The organism is Pseudomonas sp. D47 (genome assembly GCF_045447305.1).
Classification (GTDB): Bacteria; Pseudomonadota; Gammaproteobacteria; order Pseudomonadales; family Pseudomonadaceae; genus Aquipseudomonas.
In genome coordinates, this window is sequence record NZ_JBJGXU010000018.1 from 54,960 (window position 1) to 75,035 (window position 20,076).

Annotated in this window: 15 protein-coding genes; 10 read left to right on the top strand and 5 right to left on the bottom strand. The window is 58.3% G+C overall.

What is annotated here, in order from left to right:
• Window positions 1-101 precede the first annotated feature (101 nt).
• The 5 genes from ACI77I_RS14490 (at window position 102) to ACI77I_RS14510 (ending at window position 10,734) form a co-directional block, all read left to right on the top strand.
• Window positions 102-4,808 carry an RHS repeat domain-containing protein gene (locus tag ACI77I_RS14490; protein WP_406997818.1) on the top strand — a complete coding sequence of 1,569 codons (4,707 nt, stop codon included), beginning with the start codon at window positions 102-104 and terminating at the stop codon, window positions 4,806-4,808.
• 208 nt (window positions 4,809-5,016) lie between these two features.
• A complete protein-coding gene (locus tag ACI77I_RS14495) occupies window positions 5,017-5,277 on the top strand; it encodes a hypothetical protein (RefSeq protein ID WP_141240541.1) in 261 nt (86 codons plus the stop codon).
• 228 nt (window positions 5,278-5,505) lie between these two features.
• On the top strand, window positions 5,506-7,557 hold the full coding sequence (locus ACI77I_RS14500; protein ID WP_094950835.1) for a bifunctional diguanylate cyclase/phosphodiesterase: 2,052 nt from the start codon (window positions 5,506-5,508) through the stop codon (window positions 7,555-7,557).
• A 127-nt stretch (window positions 7,558-7,684) separates the two neighbouring features.
• Window positions 7,685-9,028 (top strand): imelysin family protein, encoded by a 1,344-nt coding sequence (locus ACI77I_RS14505; RefSeq protein WP_263273892.1) that lies wholly within the window; start codon window positions 7,685-7,687, stop codon window positions 9,026-9,028.
• 251 nt (window positions 9,029-9,279) lie between these two features.
• Window positions 9,280-10,734 carry a TrkH family potassium uptake protein gene (locus ACI77I_RS14510; protein WP_094950833.1) on the top strand — a complete coding sequence of 485 codons (1,455 nt, stop codon included), beginning with the start codon at window positions 9,280-9,282 and terminating at the stop codon, window positions 10,732-10,734.
• Here the strand turns inward: ACI77I_RS14510 and ACI77I_RS14515 are convergent.
• Window positions 10,691-11,749 carry an AraC family transcriptional regulator gene (locus ACI77I_RS14515; RefSeq protein ID WP_094950832.1) on the bottom strand — a complete coding sequence of 353 codons (1,059 nt, stop codon included), beginning with the start codon at window positions 11,747-11,749 and terminating at the stop codon, window positions 10,691-10,693. The genes ACI77I_RS14510 and ACI77I_RS14515 overlap by 44 nt on opposite strands.
• A 161-nt stretch (window positions 11,750-11,910) precedes the next feature.
• Between ACI77I_RS14515 and ACI77I_RS14520 the strand changes: the two genes are divergently transcribed.
• From ACI77I_RS14520 to ACI77I_RS14530, 3 genes are all read left to right on the top strand, one after another.
• Window positions 11,911-12,222, top strand: a complete 312-nt coding sequence (locus tag ACI77I_RS14520; protein WP_094950855.1) for a DUF962 domain-containing protein — start codon at window positions 11,911-11,913, stop codon at window positions 12,220-12,222.
• A gap of 371 nt (window positions 12,223-12,593) precedes the next feature.
• Window positions 12,594-12,788 carry a hypothetical protein gene (locus ACI77I_RS14525; protein ID WP_094950831.1) on the top strand — a complete coding sequence of 65 codons (195 nt, stop codon included), beginning with the start codon at window positions 12,594-12,596 and terminating at the stop codon, window positions 12,786-12,788.
• A 104-nt stretch (window positions 12,789-12,892) separates the two neighbouring features.
• Window positions 12,893-14,089: an MFS transporter gene (locus ACI77I_RS14530; RefSeq protein WP_406997819.1), complete on the top strand. Its 1,197-nt coding sequence runs from the start codon at window positions 12,893-12,895 to the stop codon at window positions 14,087-14,089.
• On the opposite strand, the gene arfB is transcribed toward ACI77I_RS14530, so the two are convergent.
• The 3 genes from arfB to ACI77I_RS14545 form a co-directional block, all read right to left on the bottom strand.
• Window positions 14,086-14,499 (bottom strand): alternative ribosome rescue aminoacyl-tRNA hydrolase ArfB, encoded by a 414-nt coding sequence (arfB, locus tag ACI77I_RS14535; protein ID WP_034109044.1) that lies wholly within the window; start codon window positions 14,497-14,499, stop codon window positions 14,086-14,088. The two genes, ACI77I_RS14530 and arfB, sit on opposite strands and share 4 nt — an antisense overlap.
• 12 nt (window positions 14,500-14,511) lie before the next feature.
• Window positions 14,512-15,195 (bottom strand): pentapeptide repeat-containing protein, encoded by a 684-nt coding sequence (locus tag ACI77I_RS14540; protein ID WP_094950829.1) that lies wholly within the window; start codon window positions 15,193-15,195, stop codon window positions 14,512-14,514.
• Between the two features lie 106 nt (window positions 15,196-15,301).
• Window positions 15,302-16,723: an amino acid permease gene (locus ACI77I_RS14545; protein ID WP_094950828.1), complete on the bottom strand. Its 1,422-nt coding sequence runs from the start codon at window positions 16,721-16,723 to the stop codon at window positions 15,302-15,304.
• A 647-nt stretch (window positions 16,724-17,370) separates the two neighbouring features.
• On the opposite strand from ACI77I_RS14545, the gene ACI77I_RS14550 reads away from it, so the two are divergent.
• Window positions 17,371-17,508: a hypothetical protein gene (locus ACI77I_RS14550; RefSeq protein ID WP_003175756.1), complete on the top strand. Its 138-nt coding sequence runs from the start codon at window positions 17,371-17,373 to the stop codon at window positions 17,506-17,508.
• Window positions 17,509-17,581: 73 nt separating this feature from the next.
• On the top strand, window positions 17,582-18,541 hold the full coding sequence (locus ACI77I_RS14555) for a leucyl aminopeptidase (protein ID WP_094950826.1): 960 nt from the start codon (window positions 17,582-17,584) through the stop codon (window positions 18,539-18,541).
• 190 nt (window positions 18,542-18,731) lie between these two features.
• Here ACI77I_RS14555 and rluB read toward each other — a convergent pair whose 3' ends face one another.
• Window positions 18,732-19,976 (bottom strand): 23S rRNA pseudouridine(2605) synthase RluB, encoded by a 1,245-nt coding sequence (rluB, locus tag ACI77I_RS14560; protein WP_094950825.1) that lies wholly within the window; start codon window positions 19,974-19,976, stop codon window positions 18,732-18,734.
• Window positions 19,977-20,076 lie beyond the last annotated feature (100 nt).

Here is a 20,076-nt window from a genome sequence, read left to right on the forward strand (position 1 = left end):
TGTCAGAAATCACAGGTTTTACCCCGTCAGATTTTATATAGGCTCAGATCTCCACCCTGTTCTGAAGGCTCAGGACAAGCAAACTTATAAGGAGATTGAACATGGCACATAACCCAATGGGCAAAGACCCGGCCGACTACGAGAGCGAGCCGATTTTTAACGCAACCACCCAAAAATTCAATATGGTGAACACCCGCACCGGACTGTTTGAAGCGTACGTAAAAATGCCCACCCCGAGCGGTAACCAGGGTAACGGCCCCCCGTTAGAAATGGACCTGTATTATAGCCCCCTGACCAATAACCAGGCCGCATTGGGCGACGGCTGGGAATTCAGCACGACTATTTACAGTGAAGAATATGAAAAGTTAACGCTCAATACCGGCGAAACACTGCCCTTGAAAAAGGGCAAAAACTTGAAACAAGTGGCGGTCATTGCCGAATGGGGCGCCGATGGTAAATTGACCGTCTACCGCAAAGGCGGCAGAACAGAAGTCTTGTCCAAGCTGGGAGATTCGCTGTTTTATCTACCCGAGTCGCTGACCCTCGATGGATATTACTTTCTGTACTCGACCTGGCTTGCCACAGCCCACGTAATAGACGGTAAAACCTATTATCAAACCAAGTTACAGCGTGTTAAAGACAGCCTTCGTACGCTGATCGAAATTGACTATACGCTCGCCGAAGATAACGCCCAGTCAGCACTTACGCCCGTCACCCTGACCTTCTGGCCCGACGATGCCACTGAAACATTGCGCTATGAGCTGACGATTGAGGACTACGCCCTTAAATCCGTGACGCTTGCCGACGATATTAAAACCTCGTTCACGTATCTGGATCATAAGACCGCTGGCTGGCTGCTGAACACGTTCACCCACTGGGACGGCCTCGTTGAAGAGGTTGAGTACGACGACAATGGGCTGACCTTCCCGGACAACCCCACATTATCGGCACTGCCCTGTGTTCTCGGCCATCACTTGCAGCCCAACGGCGGCGGGGAACCGGTCTTTCATCATTATGAGTACAGTCGATATACCAACCTTAAAGCCTACATAACAACTAAAACCGGCGCTGGACAAAAGACGATCTATACGTACGATCACAAGACTAACGAAATCTTATCGGAATTGACCAGTAGCACCACGGACGACATTACGACCTATACCAACACAGACTACACAATTTCTGCAGAACCGAACGCCATAAAAAATGAACGTTCCACTACATACGGCCAATCACCTTCTAAACCTCGAAAAATAGATATTCATAATCGTTTCAACAAAGATGCTGCCCTGATTGAAAACAAAAAACTTAACACATCCACCACCTACGAATACGATGACGGCGAAAAATTTCTCTCGGACCGACCGTACAAGGAAACCATACTGCTCGGCGAGTATTTAAACATTGCCATAAACACTAAAACGTATCTTTATACCGATATACCCGGCATGAGCGAGCCAAAGCTCGCCGTCCTGATAGAAACCTTCGACCCCTTAAATATCATTAACCCCAGCATCACTTTCCAGAACTTCAGCTATTACACGGACAATGACTTTCGTAAAGGAAAACTAATGGAAGTCGCCTACGAAGATGACATATTTCGTGTACCCAAACGTGCCTTTACGTACACCCTCGGGGGGGCAAACAACACAGAGCTGACCACAAAGACCGTCGACACTGAACCTACTGGAACCTCGCGTACGTCTTCATCCACTCAGAGCGTTCTCAGCGGGCGCCTCATTCGTCAGGTGGACACAGACGGTAATCGGACGGAGTACACCTATGACGCGTTTGGAAGGTTAGCGACGCTCACAGTGTGCGCGCAGAGCCCAACCTATAAGCAAACCACTCGCTATGCCTATCCGGCCCCTGGCCAAGTGAAGGTCACCGAGCCTAACGGGCAGGTTCGCTTGAGCCAATACGATGGTCAAGACCGGCTGGTAAGGGAGTACGAATACGTCGAAGCAAACACCCAGCGCCTGCTCAGGGAAGTCAGCTACGACCTCATGGGGCGCGAATTGCGCAGCACGCAGTACGATTACACGGAAGACGGCACCCAAGTCAGCGACTGGAGCGAAATAGATTACGACGATTGGGGTGAAGTCAGCGGGCGACGCTACAGCGACGGTCGGCAAGATTTCAACCTGTACGACCCCATTGCAATGACACGGAGCGAATGGACCGGTAATGCCAACGACAAACACCGCAAGGTGACAACCTACAACGCGGACGAGACGATCCAGAAAGTTGTGTGGCACGGCCAGAACGGCGTCGCATTTCAAACTCAAACCGCCACCTACACATTTGAGAAGCGACTCGCACAGTTGGAAACCGTTGGCGAGTTCGGTGTCACCACCATCCGCTATACCTATGACGTCTTCGGACGCGTGCTGACCGAGTCCCATGTCGAAAACGATAAAGGCTTGCTCCCGCTGGATCTCGTCTACAGCTACCACTACACCTATCCCCCGTTGTTGCGCACTGATGAACCGGCAACCATAAGGATCAGTTTTGGCCCCCTGGGCGCCTCGACGCGTTTATTGGGTAGCCGAACATTCGATGGGTGGGACCGTGTCACCAGCCTGAGCCGAGGCAACAGCGTAGAGACCTACCTCTACAATGGCGGGGACCCATTGCCGACGTCAAAAACAACCGCAGACGGTATCGACCTCCAATACGAGTACATCAAGGAACTGGGCAATAAACTCGGCAAAGTCAGTGGCAAAGGTGCCAACCAGCAAAAAAACTTCACCTATGCCCACGCCACACAAAGCCTCTCCACAGCCAGCGAGGGAGAACATTTTTTACAATACGACCATGACCTCAACTTACGCACCACCCAGCAACGCGTGCAAACTCAGCCCGGTGAAGCCAAAGAAGTCTCCTGCCTCTATTCACCCGCGGGGCGTGTGCTCAGTGATACCGACGTCTTCGAGCACTCAACGCAGTTTGAGTACAATCCGAAGGGCCAGCGTACACGTAGCGTCAACACACACGACACTTCGTGCACTTACACCGACCAAGGGCTATTGAAAGAAGAGGTTGTAAAGACTCTGGGCAGCGCATCGACAAGCATCAAGGTCACTTACAGTTATGACGCTGAGCAGCGTGAAACCAGCCGCCGTTTCGTACCCGCTGCAAATGCCGCCTCTGCCTTGGAAATAACCACCGTTTACTATGGCGACGGTAAGTTCAAACAGGTCCAGTTGAAACAAGGCAGCGCCGTCAAAGGCTCGCGCAGTTTCACCTACAGTGCGGGCGGGCGGCTTAAGGCATGCACGACTACAGGGGTTTGGAGGCCTAAAAACCCGAAGGGCAAACTCATAGACAAGCAAGAGTTCACCTATGATGGCCTGGGCAATGTCACCCGCTGTGTCAGCACTTTCGCCGGCGCAAGCAACACAGCGACCTACACCTACGACAGCTCCACGGGCGTTCGCCTGGAAAAGATCGCGAACAGCCATGCGGACTACACAAAGTCTGCGACCTTGACGTACGACATTGCCGGCCGGGTCACTCAAGACCAAAACGGTAAAAAATACACCTATGACTGGTTAGGCCGGCTGATAAAGGCAGGGAGCACCCGGTATAGCTACGACCCCAGCGATCGCCTCATGACCCAAGGCGAGGGCTCGCAGCAACGTCAAGTCATCTATAACGAACTCCAGGTCAATGGCGAGTACTCGCTTGGGGATAACGATGCCTACCGGCATATGGAACCCGGCAGTACCGGCTGCACCGCTCAACGAACCCGGATTTCCGGAGTAGACAGAACCCTATACGAATGGCGCGACGTCAACGGCACGGTGTGGGTTACCTACGACGCGCAGGCCAACACCACAAAATTTCATGCTTATAGCCCCTACGGCGAACACTTCTTTGAAGATACCCAATCGTTACTGGGTGACAATGGCGAGCTCTACGACAGCACCATCGGCCAATACCCGTTGGGCTGTGGTTACCGCTTTCTCAACCCAGAGACGCGACAGTTCAATGCCCCGGACACGAGCAGCCCCTTTGGCATAGGTGGCCCACACGCTTACGGTTACTGTACCGATAACGACCCCATCAATTTTCAAGACCCCACCGGCCACTTCTCAGTAAGCAATCGATTGAGGGGTATTTGGGGCGACAGTCTTCCTGGCCCCCTCAGCCTGGGCAAAGACTCACAATTGATTAGCACTATAATTTTTACCGCTATAGGGGTGCTATCGGCTGTTATGACGGGAGGCGCGACGCTGCTTTTATCGGCGGGTATGGTCGTCTTTGCCGCTATTTCAGCAGCCACGGCCGTCGTGTCGGTCCTGATTGCCGACATCAGTTCAGACTGGTCTGAAGGGTTGGCCTGGGCTTCCCTGGTCTTTGGCGTATTCAGCTCAGCAGCCAAGCTAGGCATGAAGCTTGCCAAACGGGCAGTGATGTTTGCCCGCTATCTGGGGAACTCAGCACGTGCTGTCGGCAAGAACATCTTTCAGCGCGCGGCAGTCATTTCACAGAGCCAAAAAACGGTGCTATCCATCATCGGCGAGACGCGAGAAAATATGAACCCTCTGCGTTGGGCTGCAGCGATAGAGCCGTATCCTTTCAACTCCAACGCTGTGATCCCAGCGATCGCAAAATTCGAACCGTTTGATGACCTCAACACCATCGCTTTCGCTGTTACGGGAGTCTTGACGAATACCGGCGTTTTGGACGACTCGAAGAATACTGACGGTTTTAATTCGCTCATCGGTAACGGGACTTGGTTGCCGAATGGTAGTTGGAAGAGTTTATGGAACAAGCCCTGGCGCTTTCCTCGGCTGCGCTAACGCCTGCAGAACTGATGTCCGTCGGCGCGGGCTCAGGCCTGCAACCCCTTCAATGACTGAGCAGCGCTTGCAGTAGGAAAAAGCCCGGCTATTTTTGCCGGGCTTTTTTTGTGGTGAATTGTGCTCCGGTCGTTGGAACTCAGTGCGCAAATCGTGCCACGTAGTGAGGGTGAGGAATTCACCTCTATTACTTGTCGGAGAAATTACTATGATCGGTGGCGTAATAGCAGCAGTCATGCCTATGGCTGGCCAGGCAATGGGCGGCATGGGCGAAGTGGCAAAAATGGGCACAGAAATCGCCAAAGTCGCTGGCGAAGTAGTTAAAGCATTGGCCAAGCAACAAGGCGGAGAGAATAAAGACGGCGCGAATCAACACAAGATCGCGAACGAGGATACGCACAAACACAACGGCAAAATGCAGTACGACGCCCCGCAATCGATGAATATCAATATCAATCAGCACAGCTGATAGAGACATGAGCGCATTCGCTCCCCAAGCGCCCTGTGCTCTTAGGGAGCTGTCTCAGGCAGGCGGATTCCCCATCCGCCTGCCCCCCGCCTTCCCCCTTCGCTGTCACCCTCCCTTCAAGTTAGTCACCAAACCCGCCGATGCCCTAATGTTCCTTTGACTGCCATCACGAGATTGCCAATACTCATGGCATATTGAGGCCACCCGCATGGAACAAGGAATGCCCCTTTGAAGCTGGAACTCAAAAACAGCTTGTCGGTGAAGTTGCTACGGGTTGTGCTGCTGTCGGCATTGATCGTGGGCGTGGCGCTGAGCGCGGCGCAGATCGTGTTCGATGCCTACAAGACGCGCCAGGCCGTGGCCGGTGATGCCCAGCGCATCCTCGACATGTTTCGCGACCCCTCGACCCAGGCCGTCTACAGCCTGGACCGCGAGATGGGTATGCAGGTGATCGAAGGCCTGTTTCAGGACGAAGCCGTGCGCATGGCCTCCATCGGCCACCCCAACGAAACCATGCTCGCGGAAAAAACCCGCGCGTTGCAGCAATCGCCCACCCGCTGGCTGACCGACCTGATTCTTGGCCAGGAACGCACCTTCACCACGTCATTGGTCGGCAAAGGCCCCTACAGCGAGTATTACGGCGACCTGAGCATCACCCTCGACACGGCCACCTATGGCAAAGGCTTTCTGGTCAGCTCGGTGATCATCTTTATTTCCGGTGTATTGCGTGCCCTGGCCATGGGCTTGGTGTTGTACCTGGTTTATCACTGGCTGCTGACCAAGCCGTTATCGCGGATTATCGAGCACCTGACCTCGATCAACCCGGACCGGCCCAGCGAACACAAGATTCCCCAGCTCAAAGGCCACGAACGTAACGAACTGGGGCTGTGGATCAACACCGCCAACCAGTTGCTTGAATCCATCGAGCGCAACACCCACTTGCGCCACGAGGCCGAGTCCAGCCTGCTGCGCATGGCCCAGTACGACTTTCTCACCGGCCTGCCCAACCGCCAGAAGTTGCAGGAGCAACTGGACAAAATTCTGATCGACGCCGGCCGCCGCCAACGTCGCGTTGCGGTGTTGTGCGTAGGGCTGGATGACTTCAAAAGCGTCAACGAACAGTTCACCTACCAGGCCGGCGACAAATTGCTGCTGGCCCTGGCCGACCGTCTGCGTGCCCACAGCGGCCGCCTCGGCGCCTTGGCCCGGCTGGGCGGCGACCAGTTTGCGCTGGTGCAGGCCGATATCGACCAACCTTACGAAGCCGCCGAACTGGCGCAAAGCATCCTGGACGACCTGGAAGCCGAATTCGCCCTCGATCATGAGCAGATTCGCCTGCGCGCCACTATCGGCATCACCCTGTTCCCCGAAGACGGCGACAGCACCGAGAAGCTGCTGCAAAAAGCCGAGCAGACCATGACCCTGGCCAAGAGCCGCTCGCGCAACCGCTATCAGTTCTATATCGCCAGCGTCGACAGTGAAATGCGCCGGCGCCGCGAGCTGGAAAAAGACCTGCGCGATGCCCTCAGCCGTGACCAGTTTCACTTGGTGTACCAGCCGCAAATCAGCTACCGCGACCACCGCGTGGTCGGCGTCGAAGCGCTGATCCGCTGGCAGCACCCGGAGCACGGCCTGGTGCCCCCCGACTTGTTCATCCCACTGGCGGAACAGAACGGCACCATTATTCCGATTGGCGAATGGGTGCTGGACCAAGCCTGCCGGCAATTGCGCGAGTGGCATGACCTGGGCTTCACCACCCTGCGCATGGCGGTCAACCTGTCCACCGTGCAGTTGCACCACACCGAGCTGCCACGGGTGGTCAACAACCTGATGCAGATCTACCGCCTGCCGCCACGCAGCCTTGAGTTGGAAGTGACCGAGACCGGCCTGATGGAAGACATCAGCACCGCCGCCCAGCACTTGCTGAGCCTGCGACGTTCCGGGGCGCTGATCGCGATTGATGACTTCGGCACCGGCTATTCGTCCTTGAGTTACCTCAAAAGCTTGCCCCTGGACAAGATCAAGATCGACAAGAGCTTCGTTCAGGACCTGCTGGATGACGACGACGATGCAACCATCGTGCGCGCCATCATTCAACTGGGCAAAAGCCTCGGCATGCAGGTGATCGCTGAAGGCGTGGAAACCGCCGAGCAAGAGGCCTACATCATTTCCGAGGGCTGCCACGAAGGTCAGGGTTACCACTACAGCAAACCATTGCCGGCCCGAGAGTTGGCCGCTTACTTGAAACAGTCCGAGCGCAATAACGCAGCGATTCTCTGAACGGTCAAAGCAATACTAAATATTTCCCGCGTATAACCCTTTACACAAAATGCAAATCTTTCGCATTATGTCGCAGCTTTTGCGCGCCCCCGCGCGTCCTATCAACAACCGAAGCAGGATGTTCGCCATGATTCGTATGCCCCTGGCCACCGCCAGTCTGCTGGCCATTGCCATTTCTCTCGCCGGTTGCGGCGAAGGTAAAGACAAGGCCGCCGCGCCTCAAGCGCCGACGCCGGCTGCCAGCACTACCGCTCCAGCGGCTGCCGCACCTGCCGGCAAGGTCGACGAAGCGGCCGCCAAGGCCGTGGTCGCGCATTACGCTGACATGGTGTTCGCGGTGTACAGCGATGCCGAATCCACTGCGAAAACCCTGCAAACCGCAATCGACACGTTCCTCGCCAACCCGAACGACCAAACCCTGAAAGCAGCCCGTACCGCCTGGATCGCCTCGCGCGTACCGTACCTGCAGAGCGAAGTGTTCCGCTTCGGCAACACCATCATCGACGACTGGGAAGGCCAGGTGAACGCCTGGCCCTTGGACGAAGGCCTGATCGACTACACCGACAAATCCTACGAGCACGCCCTGGGTAACCCAGGCGCCACCGCCAACATCATCGCCAACACCCAGATCCAAGTCGGCGAAGACAAGATCGACGTCAAGGAAATCACCCCGGACAAACTCGCCAGCCTCAATGAGCTGGGCGGCTCCGAAGCCAACGTCGCCACCGGCTACCACGCCATCGAGTTCCTGCTGTGGGGCCAAGACCTCAACGGCACCGGCCCTGGCGCGGGCAACCGTCCCGCCTCCGACTACATGACCGGTGATGGCGCCACTGGCGGCCACAACGAGCGCCGTCGCACTTACCTGCGCGCGGTGACTCAGTTGCTGGTCAGCGACCTGGAAGAAATGGTCGGCAACTGGAAACCCAACGTCGAAGACAACTACCGCGCCACCCTGGAAGCCGAACCTGCCACCGACGGCCTGCGCAAAATGTTGTTCGGCATGGGCAGCCTCTCCCTCGGCGAGCTGGCCGGTGAGCGCATGAAGGTTTCGCTGGAAGCCAACTCGCCGGAAGACGAGCAGGATTGCTTCAGCGACAACACGCACAACTCGCACTTCTACGATGCCAAGGGTATTCGTAACGTTTACCTGGGCGAGTACACCCGCGTCGACGGTACCAAGATGACCGGCGCGAGCTTGTCGTCGCTGGTGGCCAAGGCCGACCCGGCTGCCGACACCGCACTGAAGGCCGACCTGGCGTCGACCGAAGCGAAGATCCAGGTCATGGTTGACCACGCCAACCAGGGTGAGCACTACGACCAGCTGATTGCTGCGGGTAACGATGCCGGCAACCAGATCGTGCGTGATGCGATTGCCGCGCTGGTCAAGCAGACCGGTTCGATCGAAACAGCTGCCGGCAAGCTGGGTATCAGCGACTTGAACCCGGACAGCGCTGATCACGAGTTCTGATCAGGCGTGAGTTGAATGAGGCGGCCTTCGGGCCGCCTTTTTTATGCGCCCTCTCGAATACCCCGTGACCTCTGTGGAAACTGGTTTGCCTGCAATAGCGGTGTGTCAGGCAGCTGAGTTATCGAATGGCACACCGCCATCGCAGGCAAGCCAGCTCCCACTGTTGATCTTCATTGATCTCAGGCTTCAGGTTTACATGCCCTGCACCCCAGGTAGAATGGCGCCTGTCCTCCAGCACCCGAGCGAACTTCATGGCGTTGCCGACCCTACGCATCATCGGTTTCATCATCGGCATCTTCCTGATCACCCTCGCGATCGCCATGGTTATCCCGATGGCCACCCTGGTGATCTTCGAGCGCACCAGCGACCTGCCCTCGTTCCTGTGGGCCAGCCTGATCACCTTTCTCGCCGGCCTGGCCCTGGTCATCCCCGGCCGCCCCGAGCACGTGCACCTGCGCCCCCGAGACATGTACCTGCTCACGGTCAGCAGTTGGGTGGTGGTGTGCGTGTTCGCCGCGCTACCGTTCTTGCTGACCCAGCACATCAGCTACACCGACTCATTCTTCGAAAGCATGTCCGGCATCACCGCTACCGGGTCCACGGTATTGAGCGGGCTGGACAGCATGTCCCCCGGCATCCTGATGTGGCGCTCGATGCTGCACTGGCTGGGTGGCATCGGCTTTATCGGCATGGCGGTGGCGATCCTGCCGCTGCTGCGCATTGGTGGCATGCGCCTGTTCCAGACCGAATCCTCCGACCGCTCAGAAAAAGTCATGCCGCGCTCGCACATGGTGGCGCGGCTGATTGTGGCGGCGTATGTGGGCATCACCATATTCGGCAGCCTGGCGTTCTGGTGGGCTGGGATGGGCTTGTTTGATGCGATCAACCACGCGATGTCGGCGATTTCCACCGGGGGCTTTTCCACCTCCGATGAATCCCTCGCCCACTGGAAACAGCCTGCCGTGCACTGGGTCGCCGTGGTGGTGATGATCCTCGGCAGCTTGCCGTTCACCCTGTACGTGGCCACGTTGCGCGGCAACCGAAGGGCACTGATCAAAGATCAGCAAGTGCAAGGCATGCTCGGTTTGCTGCTGGTGACCTGGCTGGTGCTCGGTACCTGGTACTGGTGGACCACCGATTTGCATTGGCTGGAGGCGCTGCGCCATGTAGCGGTGAACGTGACGTCAGTGGTGACGACTACCGGTTTTGCACTCGGGGACTACAGCATCTGGGGCAACTTCTCACTGATGCTGTTCTTCTACCTGGGGTTCATCGGCGGTTGCTCGGGCTCCACGGCGGGCGGGATCAAGATCTTCCGCTTCCAGGTCGCCTATATCCTGCTCAAGGCCAACTTGAACCAGCTGATTCACCCGCGTGCGGTGATCAAGCAGAAGTACAACGGCCACCGCCTCGATGAAGAGATCGTGCGTTCGATCCTGACGTTCTCGTTTTTCTTCGCCATCACCATCTGCGCCATTGCCCTGGCTCTGTCGCTGCTGGGGCTGGACTGGATGACCGCGTTGACCGGCGCCGCCAGCACTGTGTCGGGCGTTGGCCCGGGCCTGGGCGAAACCATCGGCCCGGCCGGCAACTTCGCCAGCCTGCCGGATGCGGCCAAGTGGATCTTGTCGCTGGGCATGCTGCTCGGAAGGCTGGAGATCATTACAGTCTTTGTTCTGTGCATTCCGGCATTTTGGCGGCACTGAACGTCGACGCTTCCAGCAACCGCGCCCGGTATTCGCCGGGCGTGGCATCGAACCAACGGCGGAACGCGCGGAAGAAATTGCTCGGGTCGGCAAAGCCCAACAGGTAGGCAATTTCCAGCAGGGTCATGCTCGGCTGCGCCAGGTATTGCTCGGCGAGTTCGCGACGGGTGTCGTCGAGCAAGGTCTGGAAACTGGTGCCCTCCTCCTGCAAGCGCCGTTGCAAGGTGCGCTGGGACAGGTGCAAGGTCTGGGCGACCACTTCGCGCTTGGGCTCGCCCTGGGGCAGCAGACGGCACAGCACCTGGCGGGCCTTGTGGGTCACGCGGCTCTCGGAAAACCGCGCCAGGTATTCACCGGCAAACCGATCATGCAGCAGCGCCATGGCCTCATTGGCCGTGGGCAGCGGCGCATCCATGTCGGCCTGCTCGAAAATCAGCGCGTCATAAGGCGCATTGAATTCCAGGGGCGCATGGAAGGCTTGTTTGTAAGGCGCCAGGTCGGCCGGTTGATCGCCTTGCAACACCACTTTGCGCGGTTGCAGGCTGCGGCCGGTCAACCAGCCGCACAATGCCAAGGCACTGGCCAGCGAGGCTTCGGCGCTTTGTCGGGTGGGTGGGAGATGATCGCCGTGTACCGTCAGAATCAGCGCATAGCCTTCGGGTAACAGGCGGAAACTCAGGTCAGCACTTTCGGCGATGATGCGCTGGTAGCGCACCAGGCGCATAAAGCCTTCGGCCAGGGTGTTGCTGGACATCAGCGCATAACCGGCCACATGAAACGACGCCGGGCGCACCACCTTGCCCATGTTCAGGCCAATCGCCGGGTTGCCCGACAGCTCCACCGCCCGTTGCCACAGTCGGGTCATGGAGTCTTGCGGAAAACGCGCGTCCGGGTCACTGAGGGCGGCGTAGTCCAGGCCCAGCTGCTTGAACAAGACACGACAATCCAGGCCGTCCATTTCCAACGCCTTGACTATTCCCATCGCCCAGCTTGCAGAAGTTGTTCGTTCGCTCATGGCGTCTTCTTGAAAAAAGCAGGCTCAACCGGCAGCCAGGAAGCCAAGGATACTAAAGTGGCATCTATTGTCACTGGCTGTTACCACTAATCACTCTAGACTCAAATAAGCTCCCCGCCGAACATCTGTTGGGCGGCACAACCACCCCAGGGCCGGACATTGTGCAAAACATCAAACAATTCAATAGCTTCGCCGAGTTCTACCCTTACTACCTGAGCGAACACGGCAACAGCACCTGCCGGCGCCTGCATTTTATCGGCACCACATTGGTGATCGGCATTCTGGCGTATGCGATTGGCAGAGGTTCGTTAGGCCTGCTGCTGGCGTTGCCGATCGCCGGCTACAGCTTTGCCTGGATCGGCCACTTCTTCTTCGAAAAGAACCGCCCGGCGACGTTTCAACACCCGTTCTACAGCCTGTTGGGCGATTTTGTGATGTACCGCGACATGATTTTGGGCAAGGTGCCGTTCTAGTGCGCGCTTTTACCTGTGACCTCTTGTCACTTGCTTTAAAAATTAAAATTAGTACATCCATCGACATAAAATTCTTTTTGTCATTTTCAGTGCTGTATCCTGCCAAGGCTTTTTGAGAGCGCGCAATCACACTGCGATTGATAAAGCAGACCTTGCGAGGAGCGACGACGATGCACGAGATACCTAATCTCCCCTTCCCAAGCCTGCACCCAACTGAGCAGCCAACACCGCATCAGGCCAGCAACAAACAGCCTGAGGCCAAAGAAGCAAAACCAGTCGACAGCAAACGCCAGGACTGACGCCGTACCAGACCGTGTGGAAAGCGCACCATTGAGCGCTTTCCACACAGCCTGAATCACGAGATACCCGCCATGACCGATAACGACCTCAACACGTCCCCCGATACCCCGGACGCCGCTGTACTCGACGCCGCCCTGCAGATGGTCGACGTCTGGAACCGCCTCAGCGCCGACAAACAAGCCTTGCTGCTCAAGCGCTTTGGCACCCAGGAAAACGCCCTGGCCGCCCTGGTGACCACGCAAATGCTGACGCCCGCCAAACCCTGATCATTGGGTAATCTGAAGTTTTTGCTGTTTTGCCGCCCCGCCCGGCCCCCGCGCCGGTATCATTAGCAGCCTATCTTTACCTGCTGCGACAGTGGACCTCTCCCATGCCAGATACCCAGCGCCCGATGGCGGTCACGCTGCAAGTCGTTTCCATCGTGCTGTTCACCTTTATCGGTTACCTGAATATCGGCATTCCCCTGGCCGTGTTGCCGGGCTATGTGCACAGTGAACTGGGCTACGGCGCCGTTATCGCCGGCTTGGTGATCAGCGTGCAATACCTGGCCACGCTGCTAAGCCGCCCGTACGCGGGAAAAATCATCGACAACCTGGGCAGCAAGCGCGCGGTGTTGATCGGCTTGGCGGGCTGCGGCCTGAGCGGCGTGTTCATGTTGCTGGCGGCGTGGTTTTCCAGCCTGCCGACCGTCAGCCTGATTAGCCTGCTGATCGGGCGACTGGTGCTGGGCAGCGCAGAAAGCCTGGTGGGTTCAGGCGCCATCGGCTGGGGCATTGGCCGGGTCGGCGCAGCCAACACGGCCAAGGTCATCTCGTGGAACGGTATCGCCAGTTACGGCGCGCTGGCCGTCGGCGCGCCGCTTGGGGTGCTGCTGGTCAGTCATTTCGGCTTATGGAGTATGGGCGTCAGCATCATTGTGCTGGCAGTGCTGGGCGTGCTCTTGGCCTGGAACAAGGTCGCGGCACCGATTGTGGCCGGTGTGCGCCTGCCGTTCATGAACGTGCTGGGCCGCGTGCTGCCTCACGGCTGCGCCTTGGCCTTGGGCTCGATCGGCTTTGGCACCATCGCCACGTTTATCACGCTGTATTACACCACCCAACACTGGGACAACGCGGTGTGGGCACTGAGCCTGTTCGGCGCCAGTTTTATCGGCGCACGCCTGCTGTTCGGCAACTTGATCAACCGTATCGGTGGGTTTCGCGTAGCGATTGCCTGCCTGTCGGTGGAGATCCTCGGCCTGTTGTTGCTGTGGCTGGCACCGGATGCTCACCTGGCCTTGGCTGGCGCGGCGTTGAGCGGGTTTGGCTTTTCCCTGGTGTTTCCGGCGCTGGGGGTGGAGGCGGTCAACCTGGTGCCAGCCTCCAGCCGTGGTTCGGCGGTGGGGGCTTATTCGCTGTTTATCGACTTGTCGCTGGGCATCACCGGCCCACTGGCGGGCGCAGTGGCGGCAGGCTTCGGCTTTGCCTCGATCTTCCTCTTCGCCGCCCTCGCCGCCGCCGGTGGCTTGCTGCTGAGCGTGTACCTGTACCGTAAAGCGCCCAAGGCCCGCGAGATGCGCGACGCCTAGAAGTCGACCTTACCGCGCCCGGCCTTGATACTGCCGCGCTTGGTCTTGGACTCCAGGCGACGCTTCTTTGAGCCCAACGTCGGTTTGGTCGGGCGGCGCTTCTTCTCGACTTTAGTGGCGCTGAGGATCAACTCCACCAAGCGTTCCAGCGCATCCGCGCGATTCTGTTCCTGGGTCCGGTATTGCTGGGCCTTGAGCACCAACACGCCTTCACTGGTGATACGGCTGTCGCGCAGCGCCAGCAGCCGTTCCTTGTAAAAGTCCGGCAACGACGACGCCGGAATATCAAACCGCAAGTGCACCGCGCTCGAGACCTTGTTGACGTTCTGCCCACCGGCGCCTTGGGCGCGAATGGCGGTCAGCTCGATCTCGGCATCGGGCAGGTGCACGTTGTTGGAAATAACCAGCATCACTCAAAAACCTTAGGCAACGGACAAGCCCAACTCGGACAACAACATCGACGCCTGGGCTTTGGAAATCACGGCGCCTTTGAACAGTTTGGCATCATTGAGGCGAAAACCGCTCAAATCCGCACCGCGCAGGTCGGCACCGGCAAAATTGGCGCCGTTGATACGCGCATGGGCGAGGCTGCAGTCGATCAATTCGGCCTTGCGAAAGTCAGCATCCGACAAGTCGCTGTCGGAAAAGTCCAAGTTATTCAGCACCGTTCGGGCAAACGACAGGCCGGACAAAAACGCGCTGTTAAGGCGGGTTTCGCTGAAGCTCAAGCCCAGGGACGCGCAGTGGGTGAAGTTGGCGCCGGTCAGCTTGCAGTGGGCAAAACTGGCCTGGGACAGTTTGCTGCGCTGCCAGCGGGTGTTGTTCAGGTCACAGCTGTTGAACTGCGCCTCCAACAGGTTCGCCGCCTCGAATATGGCGTGGGCTGCGCGGCAACTGGTCCATTGGGTGCCTTCAAGGCGCGAACCCAGGAAGGACGTCTGCACCAGAATGCAACGCTCGAACACCCAGTGGTCCAGCACCATGCGCGACAGATCCGCCCCGCTCAGGTCCACGCCAATCAGGCGCAACGGCCCGCTGTGCTGGTCGATCAAGTCTTCCAGCGCATCGCGCTGCAAGCTGCCGCCGTCGATGTCGGTGTGCTGCATGGGGCCTCCTAGGCAAGGGTCGATAAAAACAAGGTCGGGAGTTTAACCTGTCGACGCCCACAAAAAACCCGGCAAGGCGCCGGGTTTTCTGTTGATGCGATACGGCTTACTTCAACGCCGCACTCGTCGCGGTCAGTGCCGCTTCGGCGCTGCGCTTGTTCTTGATCCAGTAGCACAGCCCCATGAACGCCACCCACACCGGGATTGCGTACACCGAACGGTCAATGCCCGGGATCATCAACATGGTCCCCAGAATAAACACCACGAAGGCCACGCAGAGGATGTTGCCGTACGGGTACCACAGCGCCTTGAACAACGGCACTTGGCCGGTGCGGTTCATGTGCTGGCGGAACTTGAAGTGCGAGAAGCTGATCATCGCCCAGTTGATCACCAGCGTGGCCACTACCAACGACATCAGCAGTTCCAGCGCGTGTTGCGGGATCAGGTAGTTCATCAGCACCGCCACCAGGGTGATCGCCGCTGAGGCCAGAATCGAACGCACCGGTACGCCGCGCTTGTCGATTTTCGCCAAGGCCTTGGGCGCATCGCCCTGCTCGGCCATGCCCAGCAGCATGCGGCTGTTGCAGTAGGTGCCGCTGTTGTACACCGACAGCGCCGCAGTGAGCACCACGAAGTTGAGGATATGCGCGGCAGTGTTGCTGCCCAGCATCGAGAACACCTGCACGAACGGGCTGCCGCTATAGGCATCGCCGGACGCGTTGAGGGACGCCAGCAGGCTGTCCCATGGCGTCAGCGACAACAGCACTACCAGTGCGCCTATGTAGAAGATCAGGATGCGGTAGATCACCTGGTTGATCGCCTTGGGGATCACGGTGCGTGGCTGGTCAGCTTCGGCTGCGGTAAAACCGAGCATTTCCAGGCCGCCGAAGGAGAACATGATGATCGCCATGGCCATCACCAATCCGCCCACGCCGTGTGGGAAGAACCCACCGTGCTCCCACAGGTTGCTGACCGAAGCTTGCGGGCCGCCGCTGCCGCTGGCCAGCAAGTAGCTGCCCAGGGCGATCATGCCGACGATGGCCACCACCTTGATGATGGCGAACCAGAATTCGGCTTCACCAAAGACTTTGACGTTAGCCAAGTTAATCAGGTTGATCAGCACGAAAAACGCTGCTGCCGAGACCCAGGTCGGGATCTCAGGCCACCAGTAGTGCACATATTTGCCGACAGCCGTCAGCTCCGACATGCCGACCAGGATGTACAGGATCCAGCAGTTCCAGCCCGACAGGAAGCCGGCGAAACCGCCCCAGTACTTGTGGGCAAAGTGGCTGAAGGAACCGGCGACCGGCTCTTCGACGATCATTTCGCCGAGCTGGCGCATGATCATGAAGGCGATAAAGCCGCAGATGGCATAGCCGAGGATCATCGAAGGGCCGGCGGATTTGAGCACCCCAGCCGAGCCCAGGAACAGGCCGGTGCCGATGGCGCCGCCGAGGGCGATCAACTGGATATGCCGATTTTTCAGGCCGCGTTTCAGCTCGCCTGAAGGGGAATGGGGTCCACTCATGAAAAGGGTCTCACGCAAGGTTTGATGATGTTGAATGCACGTTGCTGCCTTGAATCTCGACTCAAGCAGCGCCGCTCAAACCCCAGCGCAGGCACCAGGAGTACAGCGTCTTTCTAACGGTCATGCGTCACCTGTTTGTTTTTATCTGTGACGAAATCGAACCCGTCCGGCTCGTGGCAGGGCGGAGTGATCAGGGTGGGTAAACCCTGGGTCTTGGCCTTTTGCGTGGGAACGCAAGGAGGGTCACAGTAAAACGCGGCGCATTGTACATCGCTCGACAGCTTCTGGGCGCCCCTGCAGAGCGCTTGCGACAATCTGTCAGAGATTCCTTACAGCAAGACACCGTCCATAAATGACTGGCCCATTGCGTAATTTTTACGTTACATCGCGTAAACCCAGCGTTACAGCCAGCTGAGTCCGTCATCCTCCAGAAAATTGTCGGCGGGCAATTTCTGATCAATCGGTTCAGCCAGCTCGCTGTTTTTTCTGGAAAAACATAAGCGATGAAAAAACAGAAGAAAAAATCCAAATGAGACCGTGTCAATAAATTTTTTGCATTCCGAAACACTCTCGCCTAGGTTCTTCCACTTGCCCAGCGAAGCCCGCTGGCAAGCCGTTCTCAAACAACGTCCTCTAGGAGATACACCATGCAAGCACTGGAAAACGACCTGGAAACCGAACTGCAACTCGACGATTGGTTTGAAGCGCCGACCCATGAGGCCGCCGTTGAAATGATGCAAGCCGATGCCGTTGTGCCATTTGGCACGGCGATGTGGCCTTTCTAACACCCGGCAGGCATCCGGCAGATGCAGTGCACGGCATCTGCCCCCTTACCCAAGGCACACAAGGACACACGTCATGGACAAGGCCCGCGCCGTCGAACACTTTCTCTACTACCTCGCACACCACCCGGCCCTCAACGGCCTGAGCCGCCCTACCGTGCTGCTGGGCCATACCGAGCGCTACGACGCCATCGCCCAAACGATCACCCATGGCAGCGCCGCCCGCTTCAATTTCCAGGTGCAGCGCCTGGACCTGGCCGCCAGCGAGACCCTGGCCCAAGCCATCGAAGCCTGCGACCTGTACCTGTTTCTCTACGACTCCTCGACCCTGCCCAACCCACGCGCCGAAGGCCCGGACTTCATCCGCGCCCTGCACGGCGTGATGGCTGAGCACTGGAAGAAATCCCTGCTGTTCAAGGATTATGGCGACTACTTCTACGACACCTTCAGCGTCGAGCCACAGCGCATTGCCGACCTCAACGCCACGCTGATCCGGCGCATGTCCCAGGCCAACGTGCTGAGCTTTACCGACAAGCACGGCTCACGCCTGGAAGCGCCGATGAGCAGCATCAAGAAGTGGACCAATATCAACGGCGTCGGCAACCACGACCTGGCGCCAGGCGAGATCGCCACCCACAGCGAGGCCATCAACGGCCAGGTGCGGTTTGTCGGCACCTTTCTGAGCACCATCCCGTTTGCGCGCAAATACGGCGTGCTGCAATCACCGCTGGAGCTGTGGATCGAGAACTCGACGATTTGCAGCGTGGCCAGCGACGTGCCGGGGCTGGCGGATGACTTCAACAAATACCTGAATGCCAACCCGTCCAACCGCCGCGTGGAAGAGCTGGGGATTGGCACCAATGAAGGGGTCAAGGATTTGTATGCGCGCAACGCCGGGTTTGAAGAGCGCCACTGCGGTTTGCACCTGGGCTTGGGTGGCGGGCAGAAAGGCAGCCATCATTTGGATTTGATCTTTGCCAGCGGGGTGTTGGCGCTGGATGACAAGCCGGTGTTTGATGGGACGTTTGCGTTTTAGAACCCAAATACCAGAGACACTGAGGATCAATGTGGGAGCTGGCTTGCCTGCGATATAGGCACCTCGGTCTATCAGACAGACTGCGGTGATGCCATCGCAGGCAAGCCAGCTCCCACACTTGAATGGATTACCAAATTGAGACCAAAAAAAACGCCAACCCTAAGGTTGGCGTTTTTGTGCAGCCGTTACATCACTGCGGCTTCTTGCGACCAAAACCAGGACGCTGACCGGAACCCGCCGGGGCGCCACGGCGCTTGCCCGATGGCTCGTCGGCGACCAGTTTCAAGCCTGGACGCTTTTTCGGCGCGGGCTTGGCTGGGCGCTTGGTGTTGGCGCTGTCGGCTGGGCGGTCGGATGCCGGAGCACCACGGCCTTCACCACGGTTACCGCGACCGCCACTTGGGGCTTCACCACCACGCGCAGGGCGCGGGGTGCGCGGTGCACGCTCGCCTTCCTGACGGGACGGCGCCGTTGGGCGACGCTCACCTTCGATGTGCGGCTCACGGGAGATACGACCGCCGGTGGCCGGTGCATTCAGCGCGGGGCGCAGGGTGCGGGCAACACGTTCGGTGCGCGCCACAGGGCGCGACGATTTACGCTGCATACGCTCAAGCTTGTCTTTGCTCTTGGCGTTCATCTGCGGCATAGCAACCGGCGTCAGGCCGACTTCGGCGCTGAGGATGTCGACTTCGTACTGGCTCATTTCGCGCCAGCGGCCCATCGGCAGGTCGGAGTTCAAGAACACCGGGCCGAAACGCACGCGCTTCAGGCGGCTAACCACCAGGCCCTGGGATTCCCACAGGCGACGTACTTCACGGTTACGGCCTTCCATCACCACGCAGTGGTACCAGTGGTTGAAACCTTCGCCGCCGGGCGCCTGCTTGATGTCGGTGAACTTGGCCGGGCCGTCTTCAAGGACCACGCCGGCTTTCAAGCGCTCGATCATCTCGTCATCGACTTCGCCACGTACACGCACCGCGTACTCGCGGTCCATCTCGTAGGACGGGTGCATCAGGCGGTTGGCCAGTTCACCGTCGGTGGTGAACATCAGCAAGCCGGTGGTGTTGATGTCCAGACGGCCGATGTTGATCCAGCGGCCTTCTTTAGGCTTAGGCATCTTGTCGAACACGGTCGGACGGCCTTCCGGGTCGTCACGGGTGCAGATTTCGCCATCAGGCTTGTTGTACATGATCACGCGGCGCACCGATTCGGCGGCCTCTTCACGCTTGATGACCTTGCCATCAATGGTGATTGCATCGTGCAGGTCGACGCGCTGGCCAAGGGTGGCTTCTACGCTGTTGACCTTGATGCGCTTCTGGGTGATCCAGGCTTCGACGTCGCGGCGCGAGCCCACGCCGATACGCGCCAGCACCTTTTGCAGTTTTTCGCCTGCTGGGCCGATTTCCTGGCTGTCGTTCTGGTCTTGGTCGTTCATCTTAAGCACCTCCCGGTGGGTCGATTCAGGCGTGGCCTGAAGAGTGTTGAAAGCGGGGCTTTGGCCGAATACGTCGCCAAAGGGTCGAGAATCATACGCG